Source organism: Streptococcus oralis (assembly GCF_019929365.1).
Classification (GTDB): domain Bacteria; phylum Bacillota; class Bacilli; order Lactobacillales; family Streptococcaceae; genus Streptococcus; species Streptococcus oralis_BT.
Window position 1 is genome coordinate 58,043 of sequence record NZ_JAHZPH010000004.1, and the last position, 25,633, is coordinate 83,675.

Sequence of the window (25,633 nt, forward strand, 5' to 3'; positions counted from 1 at the left end):
CAAAAAAAGCACTCTAGGATAGAGGCCTAAAGTGCTTAGTTTCAAGGCTTTACAGCCTATCTTATTTAATAAAATATTACAACATTTTGTTGTAGAATTCAACGACAAGTGCTTCGTTGATTTCTGGGTTGATTTCGTCGCGTTCTGGCAAGCGAGTCAATGAGCCTTCCAATTTTTCAGCGTCAAATGATACGAATGCTGGACGTCCAAGAGTAGCTTCTACTGCTTCAAGGATTGCTGGAACTTTCAATGATTTTTCACGAACTGAGATCACTTGACCTGGAGTTACGCGGTATGATGGGATATCAACGCGTTTTCCGTCAACAAGGATGTGACCATGGTTTACGAATTGACGGGCTTGACGACGAGTAGTCGCAAGACCAAGACGGTAAACAACGTTATCCAAACGACGTTCCAAAAGAAGCATGAAGTTGAAACCTAGGATTCCGCCTTTGATTTTTGTAGCTTGTACGAACAAGTTACGGAATTGTTTTTCACCTACACCGTAAGTGAAACGAAGTTTTTGTTTTTCAGCCAATTGCAAACCGTATTCTGACAATTTAGAACGGTTGTTTGGTCCGTGTTGTCCTGGTACGTAGTTACGACGTGCCAATTCTTTACCTGTACCTGTAAGTGAAAGGCCAAGGCGACGAGCTTGTTTCCAAGATGGTCCTGTATAACGTGACATATGTATGTCCTCCTGATATAAATAATATTTCGGTGGAAATAGTCACTTAGAAAGCCCTGATTCGTGCAGATGCCCTTCGCCTAAACAGCCAAGGTTACTTGTCATAAGACACCTGTTGACGAGCTTCATGCTTTCCTGCTGCTATTTCACACAAAGGCTATTGTACCATGAATAGCCAGATTTGTAAAGGGATTTTACGGCTTTATTTCAAATTGAGGCTGAATGTAAACTTGCTTCCTAAGCCATATTGACTTTCTGCTGTGATTTCGCCACCAAGCTGATGGGCTAGTTCTCGTGCGATTGCAAGACCTAATCCATGTCCACCTGTCTTCATATTGCGCGAAGTTTCTACACGATAAAGTCGTTTAAAGATCTTTTCCAAATCTTCAGGAAGGATCCCCTGACCCTCGTCTTTCACACTGATTGTCAGCTCTTGTTCTGTTAATTGGGCAAGAACCTCAATTCTGGTTCCTGGTTCTGAATATTTAAAGGCATTGTTTAACAAATTAACCAAAATGCGAGAAAGTTTGTCAGAATGGCTCTTGATTTTCGCCGACTCAGGTGATACTTGAATGTAAACATCCCGCTCCTCTTGTTCAATCTGGAGTTGAAATTCACTCATTGACTCAATCAACAGCTGATCTAAAAAGACCTCTTCGACTTCTTCATCAGCAGTTTCTTGAGGTTGTGTGTTAAGAGTCAAAACATCCAATTCCTCCACTAGCTTGTTTAGACGCTCAGTTTGCCGACCAATCGTGGCTAAGTAGTGGAGCCGCTCCTCTTCCTTAATCACTCCATCTAGAATTCCCTCCACAGTAACCTGAATGGAGGTAATGGGAGTTTTAATATCGTGAGAAAGCTGCGCAATCATCATTCTCTTTTCTTGCTCGCTCTCATCAAGTGATTGAAAGGTGGCTTGCAAATTGTGGGACATATCATTAAAAGCCTGGCCCAGCTCTTGAAATTCTAATGGGCCTTTGGTTTCGATTTCTGTGCTGAAATCCTTGCTTGCTATATCCTGAGCTTGTTTTTTCAAATGTTTCAGAGAAGAGAAAACAGGCGACAAAAGAAAGATGCTCACTGCAGCGCCAATGAAACTAGCAATCAAGGTCATTCCAACTAGAAAGTAAACTTCACTTTTCTCAATCAACATTCGTTGGACTGCCCAGAAAACGACCAAAATCGTTAGTAGAGTCGACACTAGATACCCCACTAAAATATAGTTTTTTAATTTCATTTTCTACCTCTTGGTCTTTCCATCTTATAGCCCAAACCCCAGACAGTTTTGATAGCAGGAGCATTTGAATTTGTATACTTGGTCAACTCTTGCCTCAAAGCATGGATATGAACATTGAGTGTATTGGTATCATCCACATAGTCCTCTTGCCATACCTTCTCGTAAAGTTCCGTCTTTGAAAAGACTCTCTCAGGATTGCTGGCTAATACCCATAGAAGTTCAAAGGATTTTACTGTCAATTCCAAAGGTTGATCCCCAATGCGAACCTCATGAGTCACATGGTTGATCACTAAGTCACCAAACTCGATCTGTTCTGTCTCTCCTCCACGGCTAAGGCGACGCAAGATATTATTCACTCTTAAAACCAATTCGCGTGGGCTAAAGGGTTTGACTATAAAATCATCTGCCCCCAAACTTAACCCATAAATCTTATCCTGTTCGCTTGTCTTAGCAGTTGTAAAGAGGAAGGGTTGATCCGGAGCGATGTACTGAACTTCACTGATAAAATCATAACCGTCCATATTGGGCATCATGATATCTGTGATAATGAGGTCGATAGATTTTTTTCTGAAAAGCTCTAATCCCTCCTTACCATCATGGGCGACCAAAACGTCGTAACCTGCCTGTAAAAGATAGCGGTTTTGAATATCTAGAATATCTATCTCATCATCAACCAGCAAAATTGTCTTTTTCATCTGACACTCCTTCGATAAAAACAGTGTTATACTTGCTTTAGTATAACACTATTTTCCCTAATGTTTAAGTGATTTGAATCTTAATCTTCTCGTTTGGTTGTCAAACCCAAAAGTCCAACAAGACCTGCCAAGGCTAGACCAAAGATACCAAGGCCAGCTGTAGCCGTTTTAGCTTCCCCAGTATTTGGTAGCATCGCTCTATCATCTTTTTTCATCATATTAGCCATTGGGCTAGAAGCTGGTTGATCTGCTTTCATATCTGACATATGGTGATTTGTACCCATCATGCCCTCAGTCGTACCTGTAGAGCCTGTTTCAGAAGGCTTCGTATTCATCTGACCTTGTTGAGATGGTGTTGTCGCCATTTCTTTTCCACGAAGCTGAATCGTTACTTGACGAGTAGCATTCAGATTGGTCAAATCTGGTTTGCCGTCTTTAGCGCCATAGACTTTAACAGTAGCTAGATACGTATGGGTTCCGTTAGCTCGAAGTTGCTCCAGCAAGGCCTGACCATCTTTGCCAACCGTATTGCCATTCAAATCCACTTCGTAGAAATATTGACCTTTAGCCAAGCCTTCAAGTGGCAATAGAGCAGGATTTTTAGCTGTTCCGTTGTCTGACCATGGGGCTTTGTCGGAAGCTTTTAACAAGAGGCGAGTCAACATACCATCTCCACCAAAAGCTTCGTATGGAATAACTTGGTTGACACCGGCTGTAAATGGGCCTGGGTAATTGGCCTTGTCCAAGTAAGAAGCTGGGACATCAATCATGTCTTTGACATTGTTAACAACAGAGTCTTTAACCTGATTTGGTGTGGTCAAACCATTCAAATTAACAGTCAAATCTTTAGTTGCTACGAGATTGGTTAAGTCAGGCTTGCCATCTTTAGCACCGTACACCTTGATGGTAGCTTTATAACTTTGAGTTCCATTTTGTTTTAAAAGGTCAAGCAACTCTTTGTCAGATTTTCCTTGGGTGCCGGCCAAATCCACTTCGTAGAAGTAGAGACCTTTGCCCAATTTTTCTACTGGTGGGAGAGCAGGATTTTTAGCTGAACCATTGTCTGACCATGGAGCCTTATCAGATGCTTTCAAGATAAGACGAGTCAACATGCCGTCACCAGCGAAGAATTCATATGGAATGACTTGGTTGACACCGGCTGTGAATGGGCCTGGGAAGTTGGCTTTATCCAAGTAAGTAGCTGGGACGTCTACTGTATCTTTAGTGTTGTCAGCCACACCTTTTTGCACTTCGGCTGGAGTAGTTAAGCCATTCAAATTGACATCCAAATTTTTAGTTGCTACAAGGTTGCTCAAGTCTGCCTTGCCGTCTTTTGCACCGTACACTTTGATGGTTGCCTTATAGCTTTGAGTGCCGTTTTGTTTCAAAAGGTCAAGCAACTCTTTATCTGATTTGCCTTGGGTACCTGCTAAATCCACTTCATAGAAGTAAAGACCTTTGCCCAATTTTTCTACTGGTGGGAGAGCTGGATTTTTAGCTGAGCCGTTGTCTGACCATGGAGCCTTATCAGAGGCTTTCAAGATAAGACGAGTTAACATGCCGTCACCAGCGAAGAATTCATATGGAATGACTTGATTGACACCAGCTGTAAATGGGCCTGGGAAATTGGCTTTGTCAAGGTAGCTAGCTGGAACATCTACTGTATCTTTGGTGTTGTCAGCCACACCTTTTTGCACTTCAGCTGGAGTGGTCGCTGCTTGCACTTCACTGGCTTCACGGTCTTGTCCAGAAACTGTAGACGCAGGACTTTCCACAGGTTTAACTGCATCTTCTATTTCTTTCTTAGAGTCAGATTGTGCTTGCACTTCTTCTTTTGGTGCTACTGCCGACTCTTTAGCAGTTACGTCCGCTTTTTCTGAAGAGCTTGTCGTATCCAAACTTGCTTTAGGTGTTGGAATAGACTGTTCTGAAGGAAGAGCTACATCGACTGCTTTTTTGAGAACTTCTGCTGGTAAGTCGCTCTTTTCACTCACCGAAGTGGCGTCTGGCACGACTTGGGCAGGAGTCGGATTGACGATATCAGCACGTGCAGAACTTGGTTGACCGACTAGGACAAAGAAGCCACTAGCTACAACAACTGAAGCAACACCGACACTGAGACGGCGAATTGACCAACGAGTATATCTCTGATTTGGATTGAATTTCATAGGATTCTCCTTAAAGTTTTCTTTTTTTGATGACTCTAGTATAATCTCCTAAAATTAAAAAGGATTAAGAAAAAGTTAAAATTTTTCTTAAATCCCTCTTATAAAATACTTATATTGACTCGTTAATCATTTGGAAAGAGAGTACCCTTCCTCTCCTACTCACTCAGTTCAGCTAGGGTGTCCAAATGTTGGTTATTAATGACGGCCATGATGTAGGCGTCTGCCTGCAAGAGGTCATTGGGTCCGAATTGGACATCCAGAGGAGCATTTTCGTAGGCACGAAAGCCAAGTACGTTGAGGTTGTATCGCCCACGTAAATCTAGCTGACTGAGGCTTTTACCTACCCATGATTGGGGGATTTTCATCTCGACAATCGATACATTCTTGTCCAGCTGAAAGACGTCTACGCTGTTATGAAAGAGGATGGTCTGTGCCAATGAGCGCCCCATTTCAAACTCTGGTGAGATGACTGCGTCTGCGCCAATTTTTTCTAGAACCTTTTTAGCTGTATGGCTTTTGACCTTGGCAATAACGGTCGGCACCCCTAGACTCTTGCAGTGCATGACCGCGAGAACACTGGACTCCAAATTTTCCCCCGTTGCGACAACTACGGTATCACAGGTGTCAATCCCCGCTGATAGAAGGAGGTCTTCATCCGTGATATCTCCAACTACTCCACGCGCCAGCACAGGTTCAAATTGATTAATGCGCTCCTCGTGGTCATCAATAGCAATGATATTCATGTCATGCTTGGCTAGGGCAGCCAAAACACTGCTCCCAAAAATTCCCAAGCCTAAAATTCCAATTGTCCGATCTGACATCGTTCTTCCTTTCTTACCCAATGGTGATATCTGCTTTCATATAGTGAATCGCATCTTTCTTGTCTGGCTGGTATTCCGCTACACTGACCAGTAGTGTCAAGGGACCAATACGGCCGATAAACATCAATAACATAACGATGCTGAGGGCTATCTTGCCTAGCTCTGGTGTTAAATTCGCCGTCACTCCAACTGTCGCAAGGGCTGAAATGGTCTCAAACATGAGGTAGATAAAGCGCGGATTTCCCTCTGCTGTTATCCCTAGCAGGATCAAGCCCAGCAAGAAGGTCAGCAAGAAGATAATAAAGACACTGAAAGATTTTTGCACGGTTCGGGGTTCAATGGTCCTCCGAGCCACATTGGCATGAGGCAAGCCCAATAGTTCGCTACGAGCAAAGACCAATAAGACAAAGAAGGTCGTAATCTTGAGCCCCCCTGCTGTCCCCCCAGGTGCCCCTCCCAGAAACATCTGCAGGATATAGATGAACAAGGTCGCCGGTCGAGCCTGGGTGTAGTCAATGGAAGCAAAACCTGCCGTTCTCATGCTGACGGTCTGGAAAAAGCTGACCAGCAGTTTCTCTGGAGCGCTGAGATTTCCAATCGTTCCAGGATTGTTCCACTCAATCAACAAAGTCGATACGGTTCCAAAGAGCAGAATTCCCGCCGTTAAAAAGAGAACCAGCTTGGTATGGAAACGCAGCCGGCGTTTTTTCTTTTTCCCAAACTGGGTCGCTAGGTCAAACCAGACCATAAATCCTAGACCACCTGTGATAATCAAACCCGCAATCACTAGATTGATCAAGGGGTCCGTTTGAAAGGCTACCAAACTCGTACTTCCAAAATTATCAAATCCAGCATTACAGAAAGCTGAAACAGCCAAAAAGACTGAGGTTAACACCCCTCGTCCCCAGCCAAATTCCGGAATAAAGCGGAAACTCAGGAGAAAGGCACCGAGCCCTTCTACCAAAAAAGTCGTCAAAAAGATCGAGCGGATGAAATCCTTTAGAGACTGAGTTTCTCCATAACTGAAACTTTCTTGAATGGTCTCCCGACCACGAAGACTGAGCTTTTGCTTGCCTTGGATATAAAAGATTCCGATAAAGGTCATAAGCCCCAAACCACCAATCTGGATCAAGAGCATACAGATCAACTGACCCCAGATATTGTAAGTCGAGGCCACCGACTGGGTGAAAAGCCCTGTCACACAGACCATGGATACCGTTGTAAAGAGATGGTCAAAGTAGGTCGCTTGTGACGTTGTTGCTTGCACAAAGGGAAGGCTTAAAAGGAGCGAGCCAAAGAAGATAACTAAGGCAAAACTTAAAAAGATGCGCCGGGCTGGTGATAACCGAGACAGCGTCGTCTTGATTTTTTCCAAAAAAGATTTGATTAACATAGCTACATTCTACCATAAAAACAGTCAGAACACTCACATGTGGTGCACAATGGCAAGACAGAGTTCGAGTGCCTTATCAAAAGCTTCTGAGCCCCAGTCACGACTGTCGTAGTTGTCCAGATCTGCCAAGGAATCTGCAGTAAAGAGCAATTCTCCCCAGACAACCCTACGTAGTTGAGCTACTGCCGCAAGAGCAGAGCACTCCATCTCCACAACAGCACAGCCTTCTTCCTTGCGATAGGCCACCTTTTCAGCTGTCTCTCGGTAAAAACCATCTGTCGTCCAGGTCATAACTTCCTCATAAGGGATGCCTCTTTGTTCCAAGACTTGCTCAATGGCAGAGATAGCCTCAATCTGCATCTCCATATAACGAGAAGGCGCTACATAATGGTAGCTGGTCCCCTCATCTCGCAAAGCGCGAACAGGGACGAGAAAGGCATTTTCCTCTATATCGGCTAGGACACCACAAGTACCAGTGGAAATGATTTGCTCCACACCATAACCAATCAACCAATCCATAAACTGGGCCGCTGGGGCAGAGCCCACGGGCGCCTGGGCCAGACAAATCTCCTCGCCCTTGCAGTTGAGGACGTAGACTGGATAAGTCTTGGTGGCCGAAACGAACTCACCAACACAGTCCGCCCCTACTTCCTTAGCGTAGCGGTCAATCTCCTCCTCCAAAAACGCATAGATGCACTTCTTTGGCAACTTTAAATCTAGCCCCTCATGTGTTGGCATAAGGACCGCCTGGGGATTGTCATCAAACTCTAAAATGGGAATCGCATGTTTCTGAATCATAGCCCACCTCCTGTAATTTTGTACTATTGTATCAAAAGCTGACGGAGTGTCAAGGAGTTGTCTTTACATTTCCTCCAGTAACAACACAAAAGCCTCCCTTCTCTTTCGAAAAAGGAGATTGTATGGATATCAACGACCTTCTCGATACTCTGAAATGGTCTTTCCTGTCCACTTTTTAAAGGCCCGTGAGAAGGAGGACACTTCTGAATAACCCAGCAGATAGGCTACATCATCCGTTGTCATGTCGGGATTCTTGAAATAGCCAAAGGCTAGAATCTTCTGTACATTTTGCAATTCTTGGTTAAACTTAGTGCCTTCTGCCGTCAAATTTCGTTGCAAGGTCCGGCTACTGATACCGAGAGTCGCTGCGATATCTTCGATACCAAAGGCGCCGCTTGGGATAGCTTGGTAGAGTTTTTGCTGGACGAGACCTGTAAAACTTTCACTGGTCATGGCTTCTGCCAAGCGCTCCTTGAGCTGTGGTTCTAGATAATCCAACATGACATTATTAGCAGTTAAAAATGGCTTCTCCAAGTCTGCCTTTTTAAAGACCAGTTCATTGCCTTCCATATTTTCTACATGACAGCCAAGTACTTTCAGACTGGCTTCTTCATAAGTATATGGAGTCCCAACGTGTACTGGCGTGATGTTTTCTCCAGTTCCTGTCCGAATCAAATCAACCAATAACAACTGTTCATTGAGAAGGGCGAAACGAGGCAAGTCGAGACCTGGATAATCATAGCGGTAACTCACACGGACAAGGTCATCGAAGGTTTCAATGCTGACGACAATGGGACCTGTGATTTTCTTGTATTTGGCAAAATGTTCCATCGCTGCGAGGCCAGTTTTCGATGAAAGAGCCGCAAAGAAAGGAGGCATGAACATCTGAATATCCTTGATACGGCTCATGGCGATAATCTGCTCATCATTAGCTACCTTGTCAAAAGCCGTCAAAAGATGGTAATAATCAAGTGTTGAAAGGCTCATCTCTTCCTTCCATGTGGTATCTGGAAGATTAGCCAGTTCCAGAATCATATTCAGATCTAAGCCAATCAATTTCAAATTGTCAATATATTGCTGACTGAGACTAAGACGCATAGGGTTTCTCCTTATTTCTATTAAGAAGCACGTTTCATGAGGGCATCAAACCAACGATCTGGCAAGATAGCATGCAAGAATACCAATGGTTTAGCTCCCATACCTACTAAGTAGCGAGTTTTAGGACGACGGCTGTTGACTGCCTTGGAAATAGCGTTTGAAATCACTTTAGGATTTGACATCATATTACCAGAGTATTGCTTCCGCATCCCTTCTGCTGCCTTAGTGGCTGCTGCTTCATAAGCACCACCTTTAGCTGATTCGGCCAGTTTGTCAGCAGCGATGAAGCCCCAGTCCGTTTTAATACCGCCTGGTTCGATGATAGAGACATCAATGCCATAATCAGACACTTCCATACGAAGTCCATCTGAAAAAGCTTCGAGAGCATATTTGGTCGCATGATACCAAGCACCAAAGTAAGATGTCAAACGACCACCCATTGAGCCCACATTAATAATGCGACCTGATTTTTGCTTACGCATATAAGGGAGAACGAGTTGGGTCAAGCGAGCTAGACCAAAGATATTGACCTCAAACTGCATCTTGGCTTCTTCAATCCTTACATCTTCAACGGCACCGTATGAACCGTAGCCAGCATTATTGACCAACACATCGATACGATTTTCCTTACTGATGATGACGTTGAGAGCTTCTTTAATGCTAACTTCATCTGTAATATCCAAACGAATAGGTGTCACACCAAAGGCTTCAAGTGGTTTCATGGCATCCACACGACGGGCAGCGCCATAGACAATATGACCTTCTCTAGCAAGCTGTTCAGCAGTTTGATAGCCGATACCTGATGAAGCGCCTGTAACTAAGATAACTTTTTTGTTTGACATGGTGATTTCCTCTTTTGTTTTATTTGATTGATGAGACTATTATACGCTACAAAACCTGACAAGTAAATGACAATACCTGCCACACCAATGACAATTTACGCCAACAATTCTGCTAAAAACTATCTTTCTCATTTTATTCATTTTCTGTTATAATAAACTGTTAGAAATTTCAATGAAAGGCCTTCTTATGACAAATCTCATCAAACATAAACGCGTGGAATTTAGCGAGCTCTTTTATGATCTGGTCTTTGTCTACGCAATTTCCAAAACCACTGCCCTTATCCATCATCTTCACCACGGTGTCCTATCCCTAGACGCCATCTTTGGTTTCCTGATGTCACTTCTAGTTCTGGTCAATTCTTGGATGATTCAGACCGTCTACACGAATCGTTACGGAAAGAATTCCCTTTTCAATATGGTCGTCATGTTCGTCAATATGGCTATGCTACTCTTGATATCAAACATGATTACCAATGACTGGCAATCCTATTTCCATACCTTCTGCTGGACGATTGGAACACTGACCTTGACCTTATTTTCCCAATATCTGGTTGAATATCTTCGAAAATCTACCACGCCGGCCAATCGTAAAAGCATCAAGGGCTTTCTTTGGATGACCGGTCTCCGAACGGTCCTGGTCTACCTAACTGCTCTCTTGCCAATTCATCTTGGGATTCATGTCTACATGACTGGGATTCTCCTGACCTTTATCATGCCCGTCCTATTGACTCGAAAAGTTTCCCATTTTCAAGTCAATCTGCCCCATCTCATCGAACGCATTTCGCTTTTAGTTATCATCACTTTTGGTGAGATGATTATGGGTCTAGCAGATTTCTTTACACTGGAAAATTTCTCCATTCATTCTATCCTATACTTTATCATCATGGTCAACCTCTTTATGAACTACTTTGGTCAATTTGACCATGCTATTGATGAAGAAGGTAATAATAAAGGAATCTTCTTGATTTATAGTCATTATCCGATTTTTATCGGCTTGATTATGGTGACTGTTTCTATGAGTTTCTTGGTCAATCCTGAAGCTCATCACCTCTTTGCGACTAGCTTCTTCTATACGGGTATCGGCCTCTTTCAAGCTGCCATCCTATCTAACGGCCGTTTCAACAAGAGCTACCTTCGCTATAATAAGACATTTTACTGTACCCAAGCAGGACTCTTTCTTATCGGGTTGGTCCTTTCCCTCTTTTTCTCAGCCAATCCTACCATCGTCATTGCTATCGCAACTCTAATGACCTTGGCGATGGAAATTCATTTTACTCATTTTTATATGAAACAGACTAAGAAATTTTCAAGACCTAATTGGGAGTTGTTTTAGCTACAATCCATCTCTCAAACACAAAAACTCTCCCTTCTCTTTCGAGAAAGGAGATTCTTTTTTATCCTTGTCCGCCAGGGGCTGGACCGCCACCTTGAGGGTCTCCATTTGGTCCACCGCCTCCAGGCATAGAGTTGACAATTTCCGTTTGTTTTTCACCGTTGAGATAGATATCTCCACCTGTGTAGGTAGCTGTTCCATCAAAGTCAAAACCTGTTTGACCAATCATTTTAATGGTTCCGCCTGTAACCGTGACATCCCCGTTTGAGTCGATTGGGTCTGTATCCCCTTGACCGACTTCTACTGTCAGGTTCCCGCCGTTCATGGTGAAGAAGATTTCACTCTGTTGGGCGTTTTTATTAGCTGCGTTGACTCCATCATCTGTCGAATAGATGCTAATATCCCCACCGTTGATAGTGATTGACTTACCTTCAAGTCCTTCTGTCGAATTCTTGACGGTGTAGGTACCACTATCGATAACCAAATCACCTGATGCGTGGATGCCATCATCTCCTGCTGTGACGGTGATGTTGTTGTTGGATAGGTACATGGTTCCGGCTGAAGTATCCTCATCATTATCAACTTTGACACCATCTTCCTTGGCATCGATAGTCATGGTCGTACCAGTGATGTTGAGTTCATCATTGACATTAAAGGCATCACCAACTGCTGTGATGTTATAGGTTCCACCCGTGATGTGGAGAGTGTCATTAGCCTTGATCCCGTTGTTCTTCTTGCCATCTACATTGAGAGTTCCTTTCCCGTTGATGGTCAAATCCACCTTAGAAAAGAGAGCTGCGTCTGCTTTTTCGTCACTGTTAGAGCTTGAGTCAGAGAGACTGTTGATGGTCCCCTCTGCTAAAGCCAAGTAGACATGGCCAGCTGATGTCGCAGAAATTGCTGCATTGGTATTGGTCATGGTCGCGCCTTTTAGGACTAGATGAACATCTGCAGACTTATCTGCCTCGATCTTGATCTGCACTCCGTCAGACTGACCTGAAATTACATAGGTTCCAGATTTTGTGATGGTCACTGTTGATTCAGAGACTGTCACCCCATCTCCAGAGACGTTTGCAGATGAGCCAGATAACTCAATCTTAGAAGCTGTGCTTTCGTCATAAGAAGTATCATAGTCCTTCTCTGTAAAATAGGATGATTGGTTTGTCTTTGTTGAAGTTGTTGTTGCACTATTTGTCGTTGCATTGGTATTGGATGTAGTTGTTGACTGGGCACATGCTGCCAGCAGCACCATTGCCGTTAAACTCGTTGCGAGTAGGGTCCATTTTTTTGATTTCATACCTTTTTCCTCTCCTTCGTATGATATAGCTAGACAGTCTACAGAAGATCCCTGAAACAAAACTAAAACTTTTCTGAAAGTTTCCTTAAATTTAGTTTGGATTAGATTTCGCCTAGTAATTTTTTAGAAAGGACTGCTAAAAACAATTTTTGAACTCTAGGCTACATTTAATAGGTTTTTTAACACAACATTCTTCAGTGCGATATCTCCTTGACCAAGAAAGCCAAAAAGAAGAAAAATTTATAAGACTAAAACTCATAAAAAGAACAGCCCTAGCTGTTCCTTTTCACTTCTATTTCACAGGTATTTCCTTAATCACGCGCGCGGGATTACCAGCTAGAACAACATTGTCTCCAAAGGACTTGGTAATCACGGCCCCCGCTCCTGCTACTACGTTATTTCCTAGTGTCACTCCAGGAAGGACAATGACGCCACCTCCAGCCCAGAAATTGTCTCCGATGGTGATGGGCTTGCCATATTCGACCCCTGAATTGCGTTCATGAGGATCCAGTGGATGGAGTGGGGTTAAAAACTGACAGTTGGGGCCAAGCATGGCGTTGTTCCCAATGCGAATCGGACAAACATCCAGCATGGTCAAATTCCAATTAGAATAAAAATTTTCCCCCAGATGAATATTGACCCCATAATCAACCACCAAGCGTGGATTGACATAGAGATTTTGCCCAGTTGAACCAAACCAAGTCTTGATAATATTCGCTCCCTTCAAGGGATCTTCTTCCTTGTTAAAGGCAGCCTGTTTTTGGCGAGAAGCCTGCGCCAAAGCCCGTAATTCTGGATCCGACGGACGGTAAGGCTCCCCTGCTATCATTTTCTGGTATTCACTGGTCATCTTAACACCTCATACTTACTTTGGACCCATCATATCAAAAAGCCTTTGAAAGGTCAAGAATAGCCTGCTTTCTAGACTCTCGAAACGAATTCCCTCCCAAGTCAAAACAACTTGCTTGACAAAAGATTGACTTCATGGTTTAATATACCCCATAAGGGTATATTGGAGGTGCCTATGTTTCACTTATTTACAAAAATTGACAGTATTTCTACCAGCGAGTTAGAAGCTAAACTTAAGGAACCGATTCAGCTACTGGATGTTCGGACGCCTATGGAATTCCGTAGAGGTCATATCAAAAATGCCAAAAATGTTCCTTTAACGGAAATCGGTTCTTACACACCAGCGACAAAAGAAACACTCTATGTCATTTGTCATTCTGGTGTACGAAGCAAACTAGCTGCGAAAAAGCTTAAGAAAAAAGGCTACGATGTCATCAATGTCCGAGGCGGTATGAGCGCTTGGACAGGTAAGGTCATCTAGAAGTATAAAGGAGAAAGTCAATGAAAATTATCATTGTCGGGGGAGTTGCAGGCGGTATGTCAGCAGCAACCCGTCTCAGACGTCTCATGGAAGACGCTGAGATCACTATTTTTGAGAAAGGTCCCTTTGTTTCCTTTGCAAACTGTGGACTTCCTTACTATGTTTCAGGAGAAATTGCAAACCGTGATAGTTTATTGGTTCAAACTCCTGAAAGTCTCAGGGCACGCTTTAATCTCGATGTGCGACCATTTCACGAGGTCATCCAGATTTCACCAGAAGAACACACTGTAACTGTGCGACATGATGGGCAGGAATTCACAGAAAGCTACGACAAGCTGATCCTCTCTCCGGGAGCTAAACCGTTTGTTCCTGCCATTGAAGGTTTGGCAGAAGCTAATAATGCTTACACGCTTCGCAATGTTCCTGATCTCGATGAGATTGTGGCGGCCTTGGACAATCATCCAAAAGAAGCTGTCGTCATCGGTGCAGGCTTTATCGGGCTTGAAATGGCTGAAAACCTGGCAAAACGTGGATTACAAGTCACTATCGTGGAGAAAGCACCCCATGTCTTGCCACCATTAGATCAGGAAATGGCGGCCTTTGTCCAAGCAGAATTGCTAGCAAACGGCGTCCGTGTTATCACTTCTCAGTCTGCGACTCGATTTGAAGACCAAGGAAAAATCATCGTTCTCGAAAACGGTCAAAAGATTGCTTCTGACCTCACCATCCTTTCTGTCGGTGTTGAACCTGAAAATGGACTGGCTCAGGCAGCGAGGATTGAACTGGGACTACGTGGTGGGATTCTCGTCAACGAAAACTACGAAACCAGTCAAAAAGATATTTTTGCAGTTGGGGACGCTATCGTTGTCAAGCAAGAAATTACAGGCCAAGATGCCCTCATCTCTCTAGCTTCTCCTGCCAATCGTCAGGGACGACAAGTGGCGGACGTCATCGCAGGACTCGGTCGCATAAACAAGGGCAGCATCGGCACTGCTATCGTTCGTGCCTTTGATATGACAGCTGCTTCGACTGGTCTCAGCGAGCGTATCCTTAACATGAATCAACTTCCTTACAAGGCACTTCATGTCAGCGGGAAAGACCACGCTGGTTATTATCCAGACGCTACTGATATGACCTTGAAGCTCCTCTTTGACCCAACCACTGGAAAAATCTATGGTGCCCAAGGAGTTGGGAAGAAAGGTGTTGACAAGCGAATCGATATCCTGGCAACTGCTATCAAGGGAAATCTCACCGTATTTGACTTACCAGAGTTAGAGTTCACCTATGCCCCGCCATTTGGCTCTGCCAAGGATCCCGTCAACATGCTGGGCTACGCAGCCTTGAACCTTATCGAAGACCTCAGCGACAATATCCAGTGGTACCAGCTCGAAGACGAACTAGCTTCTGGAAAGAAATTCCTAGATGTGCGGACAAGTGGCGAATTTCAGAGTGGTCGACTCAAAGTCGACACTATCCACATTCCCCTAAACGAACTTCGTGAACGCTTGGATGAACTAGACAAGAACCAAGCCTACATCGTTAGCTGCCACAGTGGTTTGCGCAGCTATATCGCAGAGCGTATCCTCAAACAAGCAGGATTTACCGTCCAAAACCTTGACGGCGCTTATTCACTATACAAAATGGCTAACCCAGAAGGAGTAGAATATGGTAACTAATATCAGCATGGCTGACTTTTATGAAAAATATCAAAATGAAAAACTAGATCTTATCGATGTACGTGAAGTACATGAGTTTCAAGCAGGACATGCGCCAGGTGCAAAAAATCTTCCGTTAAGTACCTTGGAGCAAGGCTACAAAGAACTCAAACCTGACCAGGAATACCATGTCATTTGTCAAGGTGGAGTGCGTTCTGCCTCTGCCTGTCAATTTCTCAGCGCCCAAGGTCTCACCGTTATCAACGTAGAAGGTGGTATGAATGCTTGGCCCGGTCAAGTAGAATAATCAAAAAACCGATTAAGATGAACTTAGTCGGTTTCTTTAATCTTTATAACTCGATGATATGAGCCTCATAACCAATGGCTTCTAGGAATTTGAGTATATCTGTCGTGTCCAAAAAGAGGGTTTTCTCGTTGGTATTGGGGTGGAAACTCATCCGTTTTTCCAACATGATTTCTTTGTCGAAATAAATCTGAATATCTTTGTCAGCATTGTTCAGCAAGCCAAATGGAGAGACAACGCCTGCGGGCAAGCTCATTTTTTCAAACAGGCTCTCAGAGGAAGCCATACGGATTCTATTGGCTCCTACCAAGTCTTTCAAGAGGTCCATATCCAAACGTTTCTTATCATCCATAATCACGAGATAATAGGCTGTTTTCTTTTTGTTGGTGAGAAACATGGTTTTGGTACGGACACCTTCGATCCCTTCGATAAAGCTATCGGCTTGCTCTGTTGTCAAGGCTGGCTCGTGCTCCACGATTTCAAAAGGAATATCTAGCCCATTTAGCATCTCTACTACTTTTTCGTATGCTTCCATTTGCTGGCCTCCTTTAACTTGTCTTACTACCTTTAATTATACCACAAAATGGGTTTTCTTCCAGTTTATATCCAAACATCTCTAGGTTTCTTTCATTTTCATACAAGTTATCTTAGACGGAGCCCCAACTGTTAGGATGGGCATGATTTCCAGCCAGCAAGCCCATCTTTTCTTTCCACCGCATAGCCACAAGGTATATCCGCGACTTGTCCGATGGATGCGTCTAGTTTAAATGCTTCAGCTAGGGAAATGAGGCATGCATCCTCTCCAGTGTGGTCTTCTGAACACAAAAATTGCCACATGCCATCCTCTTCATCGTGGGAGATAAAGGTGATCGGATTTTTCCCAGCCAAGACATGGTAACAAACTATACAGGCTGTGTTGGGTGCATCCTTAAATACAAAAGTCATCTTGAACTTCCTCCTTGAAATACACCAGCAATTACATATTTTTTGCATGGCCGAAACGCTGATTGATTGTGTGACTCAGAGTGACTAATTTTTCCAAAATATCCCTCTTGCAGATAAATAGCACATAACTATCACTATTAATATCCATACAAGCAAGACAGAAATCGTGTCCAGCCCATCTTTCGTCCAAAATTTTACACCAAGTAGGGAGGTCATCACCCTCGTCGAACCAATTCTCCTCCAAATCAAGAGTTTGTTTAGTTGCCAGAGGCTCTAGTTGGTACAAGAATTCTTCCTTATCTGTCTTCCAATCGAGCTCAATCACTGCATTCACAGCGAGCAGCTCATCAGCAATAGCAAGCCATTTTATCGTAGCTTCATCAACCTCTTCGCTTATTCCTCGCTCGTCGTATCTCTCTGCATACTGCTTGAAATAGGCTTTCGGTGATTCAAAACAGGAGGTCAAACGAGATCGTACCTCACTATCATCTGTTAGCAGTTGGGTTATTTCTTGATAGATTGCGATATTTTTCTGCTCATCTGTCCGCATATCTAGTACAATTTCCCAGTCTTCTAGGTCTGGTGTGACTCTGTTCTCCAAATATGCCCGAAGCAAGTCTTGAGTTTCTTTCTCGCTCAGACCATTTTTTTCGTAGATTACATTCTCGTTGATTCGTTCGGCGTCGGCAATACTGATCTCAAAACGAAAAGCGTCCGAATCTTCATCCTGACAAACCTGTACAAAATCCGATACAAGCTGACTCCCCTTTAGTTTAACTGGCTGCTGAGGTATTAAAGTGAGAAAATCCCTATCACCATCTTGTACAGCTGCTAGTTGCTGCCATACTTCCTCAAGTTCAAAGCCATTTTGTTCCTTCTCACCATCATCTAGTACCCAATCCGCAAAGATTCTTCCTGAAATGCTCGAAAAATCTGCTCTCTCGTCTCCTGCTAGAACAGGCTGATCACTTGTAACAGGGGCCATCTCTTTGACTACCTTTTCAGCCTCTTTTCGAATCCAATTTTGTCTAAAAAAATGGGCAACAATGCTAGGTAAGATCAAGACAGGCAGACAAATAAGAGTCCCTGCAAGTGCGAGACCCCTATATCGATTTTTTGTGGGGCTCCCTTCTGATAGCTGATTTAGAAAGTCCGCTACTTGATTGAACAGTTCGCCCCCAGTGAACCAGAATAGGAACAAACATTCCACACCAAGTAGGCCAAGCCAGATAAGCGCCATTCGTTTCGCTGCCTGACTACAGATCTCCATTTTAGTTTGTATAGGAATAGCTTCTGCCTCAGGAACACTCTGAAACCATTTTTCTGCTCGTTCTTCTTTTGTCATCTTTCCCCTCCTGTGATCCATTTTCTTATCTTGTTCTATCACATAGAGAACTACTATTTTCGTTTGATTAGGTACTGAACAGCCTTTTCTAAGCGTTCTTTTTGAGCCTCAGGGTCGTCTAGGGGTTGGTTGATGCAGGCTGTGAGATTCTCGGTAATGATCATCTCAATCACGCGCTCCACACTCGAACGAACCGCTGTCAACTGGGTAATGATATCTGCACAATCACGATCTTCATCGATCATCTTTTGAATTCCACGCAACTGCCCCTCTGAACGTTTCAGGCGTGTAATATACTTTGAGTTTGTCATCTTCTTATCCTTGGTCGATTTTTCTTCATTATATCTCTAATGGACTCCTTTGTCAAAATTCTCGTTCCCTCTTTATCAATAGAATCTCACCCTGCTATCGCTTTCATGGTATAATAGAATGACAAATACTATTAGAATCTATGCCCGTAGCAATACGAGTCATTCTTAGAATGGACCAGCCTATGAACTCTATCTATGGCCCTTGCGAAGTCTACTTACCCACTATCTTGCAGACCTTTATTGAAGATATGGAAGAAGCCGCAGCTAATTACAAAAAAGAAACCTCCCTCAAACTATATGAGCATTTGCATGCGCGTATCAAAACCGAGGAAAGTATGCGTGAAAAATGCCAACGCAAAGGCCTTCCTCAGACGAGTCAATCCGCTCTCAAAGAAATCCGAGATGCTATCGGTGTTCGGATCATCACAAGCTTTACAGATGATATCTACCGCATCGTTGACTATATTCGCCAGATACCCACCATCCATATTTTTAAAGAGAAAGACTATATCCGTCAGGTCAAACCCAATGGCTACCGTTCTTACCATCTGATTCTCGAAGTGACTACCCCCTACCCAGACTGTCTGGGAAATGACCAAGGAACCTACTTTATCGAGATCCAACTGCGCACTATTGCCATGGATTCCTGGGCCAGCCTTGAGCACCAGATGAAGTACAAGAAAAACATCCAAAACCCTGAACGAATCACGCGCGAGCTCAAACGTTGTGCCGATGAGCTTGCTTCATGCGACTTGACCATGCAGACCATTCGTGATTTGATTCAGCGATCTGACCAAGACTAAGGAGAACCTATGAAAATCCTACTTGCCGAAGATGAAACCCAACTAAATCGCGTCATCACCGTTGCTTTAGAACGGGAAGGCTATAGCGTTGATTCTGTTTTTAATGGACAAGATGCTGTCGAAAAAGCTACAACTAACCACTATCACCTCATGATTTTTGACATCATGATGCCGATCAAGACAGGAATCGAAGCCCTCAAAGAAATCCGCCAGTTGGGCAATACGACCCATATCATCATGCTGACAGCCATGGCTGAAGTAGATGATCGTGTAACCGGACTAGATGCAGGTGCTGACGACTACTTGACCAAGCCCTTCTCGCTCAAGGAACTCTTGGCTAGACTCCGTTCTACTGCACGCCGCCTGGAGGACTATACCCCAGATACGGTCCAATTAGGAAATACTCGCTTGGATATTGACGAACAAGAATTAGCTGCTACAAACAGCATTCGTTTAGGGAAAAAGGAGACTCAACTCTTGACCCTCCTCATCCAGCATGCTAATCAAACCCTCAGTTGTCAACAACTACTAGATCAAGTCTGGCCAGATGAGCTGGAAGAGAGTGATCACGAGCTCGTTTTTCTCTATATTTCCTATCTCCGCCAAAAGCTTCAAAGCGTTCAGTCCAACTTGCAAATCTTAGGATCTGCAGAAGGACCTTTCCAACTGATAGGAGGAGACTAGATGTTTCGAAAACTACGTATCAAGTTTATTGTCACAGCCACTGCTGCTATCGCTCTGATTCTTGCATTCTTTCTGGTCTTGATGAATAGCATCGTCTATACTCAGACAGAGGATAATATCCAAACCGTCCTCTCCATCTTGTCTAAAAATGAAGGCGAACTCCCAATCACAGATGAAATCAAGGAAAGTTTCACCAAAAAGAACATTCAGGAAGGGATTATCTACAATTTTCAGTACTTCTCTGTCAGAGAAAAGGGGAATGACTACACTATTTCTCTAGGGAATGTCCAATCACTGACCGAAGCAGACGTCAGAGATTTTCTCCAGAAAATTCTTAAAAAACAGGAAACCTATGGCACGATTACTCGCAACGGGCGCTACTTCACCTACCAGATTAGTCAGACAGCTTCGGGTAAGCTCCTAGTCTTCTTTGAAGCTACCAACTACATTCGCGAACGAGACACCCTCTTTCAAGTCTCTATTTGGTTATCACTGGCTAGCCTATTTCTCCTTGCTCTGCTCTTTACCTTGATTTCTGGGATTGTTGTCCGTCCCTTCGTCAAAAACTATGAGAAACAACGGATGTTTATCACTAATGCAGGTCATGAACTCAAAACACCGCTGGCTATCATCTCGGCCAATACCGAGCTTCAAGAACTCATGGAAGGAGAGACCGAGTGGAGCATCAGTACCAAAGAACAGACCGAGCGTCTCAACCACTTGATTGGAAGACTGATCCGACTTGCTCGGCTCGAGGAGCAAGAGGATATCAAACTAGCTCCTCAAAATATCTCCGTCATCGCTGAAAAGGTCGCCTCAGACTTTGCTCCTCTCTTTACCAAAGAGGATAAAAAATTTGAAAGCCTGATTGAAGCAGACCTTGTAGAAAAAGTAGCCCAAGAGGAATTTTATGAGCTTCTTAGCATTCTTCTTGACAATGCCCGCAAATACTGTGATCCAGCAGGCACCATCCGCCTGACTCTCAAACGCAAAGCCTATCTCCTACGCAAGCGCACCTGTATCACCGTATCTAACGACTACAAAGACGGGCGGCCTGCCAATATTAAACGCTTCTTTGACCGCTTTTATCGCGCTGAAACATCACACAATAACCAAACCACCTCTGGGTATGGCATTGGTCTCTCTATGGCTCAACACCTTGTCAGCCTGTTTAGAGGTAAAATATTTGTCACCTACAAAAAACAGGTGATTACCTTTACAGTCTGGTTGTAAACGTGGAGAGTCTGGTCGGAGTTCATTCAATTACAACATAAGGAGAAGCCAATGGAATTTTTAGTAGCCGAGGAGGGTACTCCTCAAAGCATCGGTTGCGAAGGAGCAACGATAGCATATTATGGGAGTAAGATAGAATTTCATTATGAAACCGTGCCGCCACATGGAGATGATATTTTTTCTGCAAAATTGCCTTTATTAGATATTCAACTTCCATTTTGGATCTATGGGAGAAATCTCATATTTTTAGATGCCTATTATTTGCTTGCAGAAACAGTGGAAAAGGGCACTTGGAATCCTATAACAAGCATGCTTATCAATATCCATACAGGAAAATATGCAAGTTTGGACCACTGGTACAACAACATTTCGGTTAAGGAAAAAGAAATCGAGTTAAAAAATGACTACGATGGAAGATCTATGATTTTAAAAAATGTTGATGGGCTTAAGTGGCTTTAGAAATGTAAAATGCAAATGTTAGTTTTATATTAAAGGATAGGAACAATGGCCAAAAAAAGAGTGACCTTACCTAAAAATTTTGATGAACTGATTACAGCAAGAGATATTGAAGCTCTTAAAGCAGTATATGATAAATGTGAGCTTACTGCTCATGACGGCAGATACAGCCTCAATACGGCACTTCATTTTGGAGGTGTTCCTGATGAGCTTGTTATCTGGCTGGTGGAACAGGGTTTAGATGTAAATACTCCTGATTATTATGGGCGGACGCCATTATATAAGCATGCTACGCTGGGTAGGGATACTGTGAAACTACTTTTTGAATTAGGCGGAGATATACAAAAGCCTGATACATACGGGAGTACACCTCTGCATACGGCAGCAGGGTTTTTCCGACCTAAGATAGTAAGTTTTTTGATTGAAAAAGGTGCAGATGTTAATCCCAAAACTGATATGGGACGAACTCCTTTAGCTGAAGCCCTTGCTACTTGTAGGCAGATTAATATTGCACAGGTAGCAGAAATTGCAGAAATGCTCATAAAGGCGGGCGCTGAGGTAACTCCTGATATGGCAGAAAGAGTCGAACTAATCGGAAAGGATTTTGAATTTCACAGAGAAAACTTTAATAAAGATTACTTGACTGAAACAGAAGCAGGGCTTGAGAGACTCTATGCACTGTTTGATGTAAAGCCTGCTCCGAAACGCAAGATACATGACGGAGTTTCTCCTATTATTGTAGAAGATGGTCCTTGGCAAAAGCAATACGATGAACTTTGGGAGATGTTGATTCCTTCAAGCGGACCTGCGAAAACAGTACAAGGCGAAGTGATCCGTATAACAGGGCGCGTACAGGATGAGCTCTATAGAAATGGCGGTGTCAACTGGGATAAACACTACCGGAACATGCTTAAAGCCCTGCCAAATCATTTCGCTTCAGGTACACCGCTTTCCGAAGAAGAACTGGAAGAAACTAAGGAACTGATTTCCAGCATCCGTGCAAAAGGCAGTGATGAAGATACTATAACTGAACGTTTGTGTGAACTTTCGGTTCTCTGGGTAAGCTTAAATCCTGATCCGCTTCCTTTAGGGGAAATAAATTATAACAGATGAGTACATAATCTGTAGGAGACCTAAAATGGTCAAATTAAAAGATATAGGAAATTTTAAATCTGTTCCACAAATTGTAGGTGATATTATAAAGGGGAATATACCCGCACTAGATGAGTATTTTTCAAAGGGATGGGATATTGAAAAGGGTATAAAAATAGGTAAGTATACCACTTTGTCACCTTTAGACATAGCTTTGATTATGGAAAGTTTTAACTCTGTAAAATGGCTGGTGGAAAAGGGCGTCAATCTGAATGTAAAAGGCAATCCAGCATTTCTGCTTGCCGTAAGGTATTGTGACGAAGCTATTATCAGGTATCTGGTAGAACATGGCGCAAAGGTGAACTGTGTAAATGAGGTAAAAACAGAAGCCTTTGAACAGGCTTTATATGGAAAAAAATACGAGAACCTGCCTCTTATCCACGAGTTAGGTCATAGGGTAGAAAAATACGGTGGACAGGCATTTCGCAGTGCCGTTTCAGACAGAAATTATGAAGTGCTTGATTTCTTTATAAAGAACGGAGTTAATATTAACTACAATGCCCCTGATACGGTCTATCCTTTTAAACCAACCCCGCTATGTGTAGCCGCAAGGTATGTTGATTTGAAAATGGAGCAGATGTAACAATAACCGAAAAAGACGGGATGCGTCCATACAGTATCGCACTTGAAAATGGCGATGAAGAAATGGCTGCATATTTTAAGCAGTTAGAACCTGAAGAATACCACAGTTTACAAAATAAACTGGATGAACTGAAGCCATTTAAACTGCCTAATGCGATCATTGATTTTCTTCAAAGCGAGGAATTACATTTTGAACTTAAAGACTGTGATTTTAAATGGATAGAGTTTTTTTCTTTAATCAATACTGTTCCGATTAAAAAAGGTAGACAGAAACTTCTGCGTATATCTAAGCTGACAGGAGATTATGACCATATCTATATTGTATGGGATCCTAAAACAAAGAAAGTGGCTTCCTATGATATAGAGCATGAAGAGTTGAAAGATATGTGCAGTTTTGCGGAATTTGTAAATGATATGCCAGCATATATGCAACAAATAATCGAAGGAGATCTGTAACTAAGCAAATAAAGGGTGGATGGTATGCAGATAAGTGATGAGATAAAAAAGATAGAAGAGTACATCTGTGAAAATTTTGAGGAATGGGATTTGGATGACCCTGTAGAGGAAGAATATCTGGACGATTATCAGGAAATCCCTGGAGCTTCTGAGGAAGAACTGATAGCATTTGAGGAGAAATTTGGGATAACGTTGCCTGATGAGGTAAAAGAGCTCTACAGGTATAAAAACGGGAGTAACTATCTCAGTATTCTGCCTTGCCTTGTAGATGAAAGAGACATGGCATTTTGCTTGCTGAGCCTGCAGGCAATCGAAAACACTAAACACTATTTTCAAAACAGAGACGCCCTCTTAACTGAATTTCCTGAGCATTTTACAAGCCAAGACATTGAACAAATGCAGGACGAGAGGATAAAACCCTATCTTTTTAATAAAAAATGGATTCCTTTTGCCGAGTATTGTGACAGTTGTTTCCTGATGCTGGATTTTGATCCTGACAAAGAAGGAAAAGAAGGCCAGATTCTTTGCTATATTCATGATCCTGATGAAGTTGTGTATGTCGCAGAAAGTCTTAAAGACCTAATCTTTTCGATAATTAGGGAAATAAAAGCATAAGATAGAAGATTTAGAAAGGAACCGTTTATGAGAAAAATACAAGTTTCAAAAGAATGGTTGCAGAAATACCAAGAAATAAAACACCTGCTCACTTCGTCTATCAATTATGCAGACTATTTTGATAGGAAAGAAATACAGGACATGGAAGTTTTTGTTTTGGATATGGGGGAAGTGACTTTTCCTAGTGGAGAAATTCTGGTCCGAGATCCTTTGGTCTGGCTCCGTAGAGAGGAAAAGCCTTACTTACAATCTGTTCCCAAAGGAACATATAGACTAAAAACTTTAGTAGCCAAGATAGAAGAAGACCATTACAGGTATGTAGCAACGAGAATCCAATTTACAGATCAAGTGCCAGTCATCTACTATGAAGCACTGACTGGTGATGAAGATATAGACACTGTTGAAAAAGACTCTTATTTTGGATTTGCAGTTGACGCAGGTCTGGCAACGATAGTGGACGTTGACACCAAGAATGCCTACTGCGATTTTGAAGAGAGTTGGTATAAAGAAAATCCTGACAAAAATATCTACGACGATTTCTTTGCAGCAGTTTTTGCTCAAAATGCCATAGACAATCCCCTTTATCAACGTGAGGGTGGGGATTGGATTAATTTTAAAATCCCCAACACTGACCTAAGCATTCCGATGATCCAATCAGGTTTTGGAGACGGAGTCTATCCCGTCTACTTTGGCTATGATAAGGATAAGCAGCTTTGTGATTTAGTTGTCGAATATATTTACCTAGAATAGAGAGGAATAGCAATGTCACTAGAAAAAGTCTATGATTATTTTCACCATTATGATTCTAAAACCTACCAAGTTGTAGCCTGCATGGGAAATGAACCCTCCGAACAGGATATAGAAGATTTTGAAAAACTGTATCAAATCAGTCTTCCAGACGACTTCAGAGAATTTACCATGTCACCCCTAGGTGGACTCTATATGGAAGTCAGGGAGGAACTGTGGCCAAGAGCCAAAGCATTTGATGTCGCCCCATTTTGGACATTCTGTCGTGGTATTAAGGTTTACGGCATTGCAAATGAGATACCTGATTTTCTAGACATTCGACTGAAGACCAAAGAATTACATGAACTAGGCTTTGTAGATTATATCCCTTTTCTGTCTATCATCGGTGATGGAGATGTGATTTTCTGCTTTGATAAAAATAATCACATTGTCGCCTTAGATTGGTATAGTAGTGGAGAGGCTGAAGAGCTCGATAGTGACTTTTCAGATCTTTTACTCAAACAAATCCAAGAACTGGAGGAGCGTAAAAACAAAATGCTAGAGAGAATCGAGAAACAGAAAAAAGGAAAATAAGCCATGTACTGACCAAACTGCCTCTAATGTCAATACAACAGCACGGAACCCAAAATGAGTTGGGACAAAAGT

General features: G+C 42.9%; 29 protein-coding genes. 14 read left to right on the plus strand and 15 right to left on the minus strand.

Annotated features, from left to right (window positions below; translation table 11 throughout):
• Nucleotides 1-76: 76 nt before the first annotated feature.
• From rpsD to K1I53_RS06575, 9 genes are all read right to left on the minus strand, one after another.
• The gene (gene rpsD / locus K1I53_RS06535; protein ID WP_000092756.1) at nt 77-688 is read right to left on the minus strand and encodes a 30S ribosomal protein S4; all 612 of its coding nucleotides are present in this window, start codon (nt 686-688) and stop codon (nt 77-79) included.
• Nucleotides 689-890: 202 nt separating this feature from the next.
• On the minus strand, nt 891-1,925 hold the full coding sequence (locus K1I53_RS06540; protein ID WP_061599141.1) for a sensor histidine kinase: 1,035 nt from the start codon (nt 1,923-1,925) through the stop codon (nt 891-893).
• The gene (locus K1I53_RS06545) at nt 1,922-2,620 is read right to left on the minus strand and encodes a response regulator transcription factor (RefSeq protein ID WP_223328802.1); all 699 of its coding nucleotides are present in this window, start codon (nt 2,618-2,620) and stop codon (nt 1,922-1,924) included. The genes K1I53_RS06540 and K1I53_RS06545 overlap by 4 nt, the downstream gene beginning before the upstream one ends.
• Before the next feature lie 80 nt (nt 2,621-2,700).
• Entirely contained in the window at nt 2,701-4,788 is a 2,088-nt protein-coding gene (locus K1I53_RS06550) for an SSURE domain-containing protein (RefSeq protein ID WP_223328803.1), read from the minus strand.
• Between the two features lie 155 nt (nt 4,789-4,943).
• Nucleotides 4,944-5,609 (minus strand): potassium channel family protein, encoded by a 666-nt coding sequence (locus tag K1I53_RS06555; RefSeq protein ID WP_223328804.1) that lies wholly within the window; start codon nt 5,607-5,609, stop codon nt 4,944-4,946.
• A gap of 13 nt (nt 5,610-5,622) precedes the next feature.
• Complete coding sequence (locus K1I53_RS06560; RefSeq protein ID WP_223328805.1) at nt 5,623-7,002, minus strand: TrkH family potassium uptake protein; 1,380 nt, start codon at nt 7,000-7,002, stop codon at nt 5,623-5,625.
• Between the two features lie 33 nt (nt 7,003-7,035).
• Nucleotides 7,036-7,800, minus strand: a complete 765-nt coding sequence (locus K1I53_RS06565; protein WP_223328806.1) for a nucleoside phosphorylase — start codon at nt 7,798-7,800, stop codon at nt 7,036-7,038.
• 129 nt (nt 7,801-7,929) lie between these two features.
• Nucleotides 7,930-8,898: a helix-turn-helix domain-containing protein gene (locus tag K1I53_RS06570; protein WP_223328807.1), complete on the minus strand. Its 969-nt coding sequence runs from the start codon at nt 8,896-8,898 to the stop codon at nt 7,930-7,932.
• 20 nt (nt 8,899-8,918) lie between these two features.
• Nucleotides 8,919-9,740 carry an oxidoreductase gene (locus K1I53_RS06575; RefSeq protein ID WP_223328808.1) on the minus strand — a complete coding sequence of 274 codons (822 nt, stop codon included), beginning with the start codon at nt 9,738-9,740 and terminating at the stop codon, nt 8,919-8,921.
• A 187-nt stretch (nt 9,741-9,927) separates the two neighbouring features.
• Between K1I53_RS06575 and K1I53_RS06580 the strand changes: the two genes are divergently transcribed.
• Nucleotides 9,928-11,073 carry a low temperature requirement protein A gene (locus K1I53_RS06580; RefSeq protein WP_223328809.1) on the plus strand — a complete coding sequence of 382 codons (1,146 nt, stop codon included), beginning with the start codon at nt 9,928-9,930 and terminating at the stop codon, nt 11,071-11,073.
• Between the two features lie 61 nt (nt 11,074-11,134).
• Here the strand turns inward: K1I53_RS06580 and K1I53_RS06585 are convergent, their stop codons facing one another.
• Nucleotides 11,135-12,370, minus strand: a complete 1,236-nt coding sequence (locus K1I53_RS06585) for a carbohydrate-binding domain-containing protein (RefSeq protein WP_223328810.1) — start codon at nt 12,368-12,370, stop codon at nt 11,135-11,137.
• Nucleotides 12,371-12,662: 292 nt separating this feature from the next.
• Entirely contained in the window at nt 12,663-13,220 is a 558-nt protein-coding gene (locus tag K1I53_RS06590) for a sugar O-acetyltransferase (RefSeq protein WP_223328811.1), read from the minus strand.
• 174 nt (nt 13,221-13,394) lie between these two features.
• Here K1I53_RS06590 and K1I53_RS06595 point away from each other — a divergent pair, with 174 nt between their 5' ends.
• The 3 genes from K1I53_RS06595 to K1I53_RS06605 are packed head-to-tail and all read left to right on the plus strand — an operon-like array spanning nt 13,395 to nt 15,662.
• Nucleotides 13,395-13,700, plus strand: coding sequence for a rhodanese-like domain-containing protein (locus tag K1I53_RS06595; protein ID WP_042749805.1), 306 nt, complete (start codon nt 13,395-13,397; stop codon nt 13,698-13,700).
• Between the two features lie 20 nt (nt 13,701-13,720).
• Complete coding sequence (locus K1I53_RS06600) at nt 13,721-15,376, plus strand: FAD-dependent oxidoreductase (protein WP_223328812.1); 1,656 nt, start codon at nt 13,721-13,723, stop codon at nt 15,374-15,376.
• Complete coding sequence (locus tag K1I53_RS06605) at nt 15,366-15,662, plus strand: rhodanese-like domain-containing protein (RefSeq protein WP_125426025.1); 297 nt, start codon at nt 15,366-15,368, stop codon at nt 15,660-15,662. The genes K1I53_RS06600 and K1I53_RS06605 overlap by 11 nt, the downstream gene beginning before the upstream one ends.
• Before the next feature lie 43 nt (nt 15,663-15,705).
• On the opposite strand, the gene K1I53_RS06610 is transcribed toward K1I53_RS06605, so the two are convergent.
• The 4 genes from K1I53_RS06610 to K1I53_RS06625 all read right to left on the minus strand — a co-directional run bounded on the left by K1I53_RS06610 (nt 15,706) and on the right by K1I53_RS06625 (nt 18,260).
• On the minus strand, nt 15,706-16,194 hold the full coding sequence (locus tag K1I53_RS06610; RefSeq protein ID WP_223328813.1) for a prolyl-tRNA synthetase associated domain-containing protein: 489 nt from the start codon (nt 16,192-16,194) through the stop codon (nt 15,706-15,708).
• Nucleotides 16,195-16,325: 131 nt separating this feature from the next.
• Nucleotides 16,326-16,604, minus strand: coding sequence for a hypothetical protein (locus K1I53_RS06615; protein WP_223328814.1), 279 nt, complete (start codon nt 16,602-16,604; stop codon nt 16,326-16,328).
• Nucleotides 16,605-16,635: 31 nt separating this feature from the next.
• Nucleotides 16,636-17,949, minus strand: a complete 1,314-nt coding sequence (locus K1I53_RS06620) for a DUF6630 family protein (protein ID WP_223328815.1) — start codon at nt 17,947-17,949, stop codon at nt 16,636-16,638.
• A 53-nt stretch (nt 17,950-18,002) separates the two neighbouring features.
• Nucleotides 18,003-18,260 carry a metal-sensitive transcriptional regulator gene (locus K1I53_RS06625; RefSeq protein WP_000185156.1) on the minus strand — a complete coding sequence of 86 codons (258 nt, stop codon included), beginning with the start codon at nt 18,258-18,260 and terminating at the stop codon, nt 18,003-18,005.
• A 182-nt stretch (nt 18,261-18,442) separates the two neighbouring features.
• Between K1I53_RS06625 and K1I53_RS06630 the strand changes: the two genes are divergently transcribed.
• From K1I53_RS06630 to K1I53_RS06675, 10 genes are read left to right on the plus strand one after another with little or no spacing between them, the layout of a single operon-like run.
• Nucleotides 18,443-19,063 (plus strand): GTP pyrophosphokinase, encoded by a 621-nt coding sequence (locus tag K1I53_RS06630; RefSeq protein ID WP_414930295.1) that lies wholly within the window; start codon nt 18,443-18,445, stop codon nt 19,061-19,063.
• A 9-nt stretch (nt 19,064-19,072) separates the two neighbouring features.
• Nucleotides 19,073-19,747: a response regulator transcription factor gene (locus tag K1I53_RS06635; protein ID WP_223328816.1), complete on the plus strand. Its 675-nt coding sequence runs from the start codon at nt 19,073-19,075 to the stop codon at nt 19,745-19,747.
• Entirely contained in the window at nt 19,748-20,980 is a 1,233-nt protein-coding gene (locus K1I53_RS06640) for a sensor histidine kinase (protein ID WP_223328817.1), read from the plus strand.
• A 51-nt stretch (nt 20,981-21,031) separates the two neighbouring features.
• Complete coding sequence (locus K1I53_RS06645; RefSeq protein ID WP_223328818.1) at nt 21,032-21,439, plus strand: hypothetical protein; 408 nt, start codon at nt 21,032-21,034, stop codon at nt 21,437-21,439.
• A 45-nt stretch (nt 21,440-21,484) separates the two neighbouring features.
• Nucleotides 21,485-22,549 (plus strand): ankyrin repeat domain-containing protein, encoded by a 1,065-nt coding sequence (locus K1I53_RS06650; RefSeq protein WP_223328819.1) that lies wholly within the window; start codon nt 21,485-21,487, stop codon nt 22,547-22,549.
• A 25-nt stretch (nt 22,550-22,574) separates the two neighbouring features.
• Nucleotides 22,575-23,171: an ankyrin repeat domain-containing protein gene (locus K1I53_RS06655; protein ID WP_223328820.1), complete on the plus strand. Its 597-nt coding sequence runs from the start codon at nt 22,575-22,577 to the stop codon at nt 23,169-23,171.
• 20 nt (nt 23,172-23,191) lie between these two features.
• Nucleotides 23,192-23,626: a hypothetical protein gene (locus K1I53_RS06660; RefSeq protein WP_223328821.1), complete on the plus strand. Its 435-nt coding sequence runs from the start codon at nt 23,192-23,194 to the stop codon at nt 23,624-23,626.
• A gap of 24 nt (nt 23,627-23,650) precedes the next feature.
• On the plus strand, nt 23,651-24,241 hold the full coding sequence (locus K1I53_RS06665; protein ID WP_223328822.1) for an SMI1/KNR4 family protein: 591 nt from the start codon (nt 23,651-23,653) through the stop codon (nt 24,239-24,241).
• Between the two features lie 27 nt (nt 24,242-24,268).
• Nucleotides 24,269-24,991, plus strand: a complete 723-nt coding sequence (locus tag K1I53_RS06670) for a DUF4241 domain-containing protein (protein WP_223328823.1) — start codon at nt 24,269-24,271, stop codon at nt 24,989-24,991.
• 12 nt (nt 24,992-25,003) lie between these two features.
• Entirely contained in the window at nt 25,004-25,561 is a 558-nt protein-coding gene (locus K1I53_RS06675; RefSeq protein WP_223328824.1) for an SMI1/KNR4 family protein, read from the plus strand.
• Nucleotides 25,562-25,633: the final 72 nt, after the last annotated feature.